Origin of the sequence: Burkholderia sp. Ac-20379 (assembly GCF_017104645.1) — a bacterium.
In the GTDB taxonomy this organism is placed as follows: domain Bacteria; phylum Pseudomonadota; class Gammaproteobacteria; order Burkholderiales; family Burkholderiaceae; genus Burkholderia.
Genome location: NZ_JAAGPF010000500.1, coordinates 1 through 3548 on the forward strand (window position 1 = coordinate 1; position 3548 = coordinate 3548).

3 protein-coding genes are annotated in these 3548 nt (G+C 67.3%); 2 read left to right on the forward strand and 1 reads right to left on the reverse strand.

Annotated elements, in window-relative coordinates; genetic code table 11:
• The coding region (locus tag G3N92_RS31955; RefSeq protein ID WP_241015151.1) for a M24B family metallopeptidase at window positions 1–1101 on the forward strand (1101 nt) is incomplete at its 5' end.
• A 75-nt stretch (window positions 1102–1176) separates the two neighbouring features.
• Window positions 1177–1800 (forward strand): HAD family phosphatase, encoded by a 624-nt coding sequence (locus G3N92_RS31960; protein WP_206131533.1) that lies wholly within the window; start codon window positions 1177–1179, stop codon window positions 1798–1800.
• Between the two features lie 92 nt (window positions 1801–1892).
• Here G3N92_RS31960 and ettA read toward each other — a convergent pair.
• Window positions 1893–3548: energy-dependent translational throttle protein EttA (gene ettA, locus G3N92_RS31965; protein ID WP_241015152.1), on the reverse strand; the 1656-nt coding region annotated here is incomplete at its 5' end.

Genomic DNA, 3548 nt, shown 5'->3' on the forward strand with positions numbered 1-3548 from the left:
TGCCACGGCTACCACCGCGACCTACCCCGCCACCCACCCTCTTCCCCTACACGACGCTCTTCCGATCTCGCGGAAGCCGCCGCGGCGCTCGCCGCGCTGCCGGCCGGCAGCGCGCTGCTGATTGACCCGCGCCGCGTGACGTTCGGCACGCTGGAGGCGGTGCCCGACGCGGTGCGCCGCGTCGAGGCCGTCAACCCGTCGACGTTCGCGAAGTCGCGCAAGACGCCGGCCGAAATCGAGCACGTGCGCGCGACGATGGCGCAGGACGGCGCGGCGCTGGCCGAATTCTTCGCCTGGTTCGAGGCCGCGCTCGGCCACGAACCCATCACCGAGCTGACGATCGACGAGCAATTGACGGCCGCCCGCGCACGCCGGCCCGGCTTCGTTTCGCCGAGCTTCGCGACGATCGCCGGCTTCAACGCGAACGGCGCGATGCCGCATTACCGCGCCACGCCCGAATCGCACGCGACCATCGAAGGCGACGGCCTGCTGCTGATCGATTCGGGCGGCCAGTTCGTCGGCGGCACCACCGACATCACGCGCGTCGTGCCGGTGGGCACGCCGAGCGAGGCGCAGCGCCGCGATTTCACGATCGTGCTGAAGGGGATGATCGCGCTGTCGCGGGCGCGCTTTCCGCGCGGCATCCGCTCGCCGATGCTCGATGCGATCGCCCGCGCGCCGATGTGGGCGGCCGGGCTCGATTACGGCCACGGCACCGGCCACGGCGTCGGCTACTTCCTGAACGTGCACGAAGGCCCGCAGGTGATCTCGCACTACGCCGCCGCCGATCCGCACACGGCGATGGAGGAGGGCATGATCACCTCGAACGAACCGGGCGTGTATCGCCAGGGCCAGTGGGGCGTGCGCATCGAGAACCTGGTCGTGAACCGCGCGGCCGGGCAGACCGAGTTCGGCGATTTCCTCGATTTCGAGACGCTGACGCTGTGCCCGATCGACACGCGCTGCATCGTCGCCGAGTTGCTCGACGCGGGCGAGCGCGCCTGGCTCGACGCCTATCACGCGACCGTGCGCGAGCGTGTCGGCCCGCTGGTGACGGGCGCCGCGCTGGCCTGGCTCGAAACGCGCACGCAGCCGCTCTGACCCGGCTTGCCCGATCCGCCGCGCCGTTCGCGCGCGGCGGCCCTCGGCGAATCACGACAGGACAGGACGAAACGCATGGCGATCAAGGCGGTGGTGTTCGATTTCGGCGGCGTGCTGATCGACTGGAGTCCCGATTATCTGTATCGCCAGCTGATCGCGGATCCGGCCGAGCGCCGCCGCTTTCTCACCGAAGTCTGCGGGATGGATTGGGTGGTTCGCCAGGACGCGGGGCAGACGATCGAGGCAGGCACGGCCGAGAAAATTGCCGCGTTTCCCGAGCACGAGGCGCTGATCCGCGCGTTCTACACGCGCTGGCCCGAGATGATCGCGGGCGCGTTCGAGGGCGGCGTGGCGCTCGTCGAACGGCTCGAAGCGGCCGGCGTGCCGCTGTTCGGGCTGACCAATTGGTCGGCCGAAACCTTCCCGTACGCATGGGAGCGCTACGCCGTGCTGCGGCGCTTTCGCGACGTGGTGGTGTCGGGCCGCGTGGGGCTGGCCAAGCCCGATCCGGCGATCTATCGCGAGATGTTCGCGCGGATCGCCGCGCAGTTGCCCGGCATCGCGCCCGGGGAACTCGTGTTCATCGACGACAATCCGCACAACGCGGCCGCCGCCACCGCGCTGGGCTGGCACGGCATTCATCACACCGGCGTGGCATCGACCGAAGCCCGGCTGCGCAAATTGGGCGTGCCGGCCTGAACGCACGGCGCGCCTTTGACAGGCGCACATGAAAAAAGCGGGCAAGATGCCCGCTTTTTCTCGTCCGCCGCATGCGGCGGCTCACATCACGATCAGCGGCTGATCGGCTTGAAGCGGATCCGCTTCGGCTTGGCGGCTTCTTCGCCGAGGCGCGCGCGCTTGTCGGCTTCGTATTCCTGGTAGTTGCCGTCGAAGAACGTCACTTGCGACTCGCCTTCGAAGGCCAGGATGTGCGTCGCGATCCGGTCGAGGAACCAGCGATCGTGCGAGATCACCATCACCGAGCCGGCGAATTCGAGCAGTGCGTCTTCCAGTGCGCGCAGCGTTTCGACGTCGAGGTCGTTCGACGGTTCGTCCAGCAGCAGCACGTTGCCGCCCGCGATCAGCGTCTTGGCCAGGTGCAGACGGCCGCGTTCGCCGCCCGACAGGTTGCCGACGATCTTCTGCTGGTCGCCGCCCTTGAAGTTGAAGCGGCCGATGTAGGCGCGCGACGGCGTTTCGTACCTGCCCACCGTCAGCACGTCGGCGCCGCCCGAGATTTCCTCGAACACCGTCTTGTCGCTGGCCAGCGCGTCGCGGCTCTGGTCGACGTAGGCGAGCTTGACGGTCGGGCCGTGCACGATTTCGCCCGAATCCGGCGTTTCCTTGCCCGTCAGCATGCGGAACAGCGTCGATTTACCGGCGCCGTTCGGGCCGATGATGCCGACGATCGCGCCGGCCGGAATCTTGAAGCTCAGATCGTCGATCAGCAGGCGATCGCCATAGGCCTTGCTGACGTTCTTGAACTCGATCACTTCATTGCCGAGGCGCTCGCCGGCCGGGATGAAGATTTCCTGCGTTTCGTTGCGCTTCTGATATTCCTGGCTGCTCAGTTCCTCGAAGCGGGCGATACGCGCCTTCGACTTCGCCTGACGGCCCTTCGGGTTCTGGCGCACCCACTCCAGCTCCTTCTTGATCGCCTTCTGGCGCGCCGATTCGGTCGCATCTTCCTGCTTCAGGCGGTCTTCCTTCTGGTCTAGCCAGCTCGAGTAGTTGCCCTTCCAGGGGATGCCGTGGCCGCGGTCGAGTTCGAGAATCCACTCGGCGGCGTTGTCGAGGAAGTAGCGATCGTGGGTGACGGCCACCACGGTGCCCGGGAAGCGCGTCAGGAACTGTTCGAGCCACTCGACCGATTCGGCGTCCAGGTGGTTGGTCGGTTCGTCGAGCAGCAGCATGTCCGGCTTTTCGAGCAGCAGCTTGCACAGCGCGACGCGGCGCTTTTCGCCGCCCGACAGATGCTCGATCTTCGCGTCCCAGGCCGGCAGGCGCAGCGCGTCGGCCGCGATTTCGATCTGCTGCTCGGGGCTGCCGCCGTCCGAGGCGGCCAGGATCGCTTCGTACTTCGCCTGTTCGGCGGCCAGCGCGTCGAAGTCGGCGTCCGGTTCGGCGTAGGCGGCGTAGATCTCGTCGAGCTTCTTCTGCGCGCTGAACACGTCGCCGAGGCCTTCTTCCACGGCTTCGCGCACCGTCTTGGTCGGGTCGAGCTGCGGTTCCTGCGGCAGGTAGCCGATGTTCAGGTTCGGCATCGGCGTGGCTTCGCCCTCGATGTCCTTGTCGACGCCCGCCATGATGCGGATCAGCGTCGATTTGCCCGAGCCGTTCAGGCCGAGCAGACCGATCTTCGCGCCGGGGAAGAACGACAGCGAGATGTCTTTGAGGATCTGGCGCTTGGGCGGCACGATCTTGCCGACCCGGTTCATGGTGAATAC

What these genes read in the sequence shown, in the direction of transcription:
- G3N92_RS31960 (WP_206131533.1), top strand. Translation starts at nt 1,177, where the DNA reads ATGGCGATCAAGGCGGTGGTGTTCGATTTCGGCGGCGTGCTGATCGAC.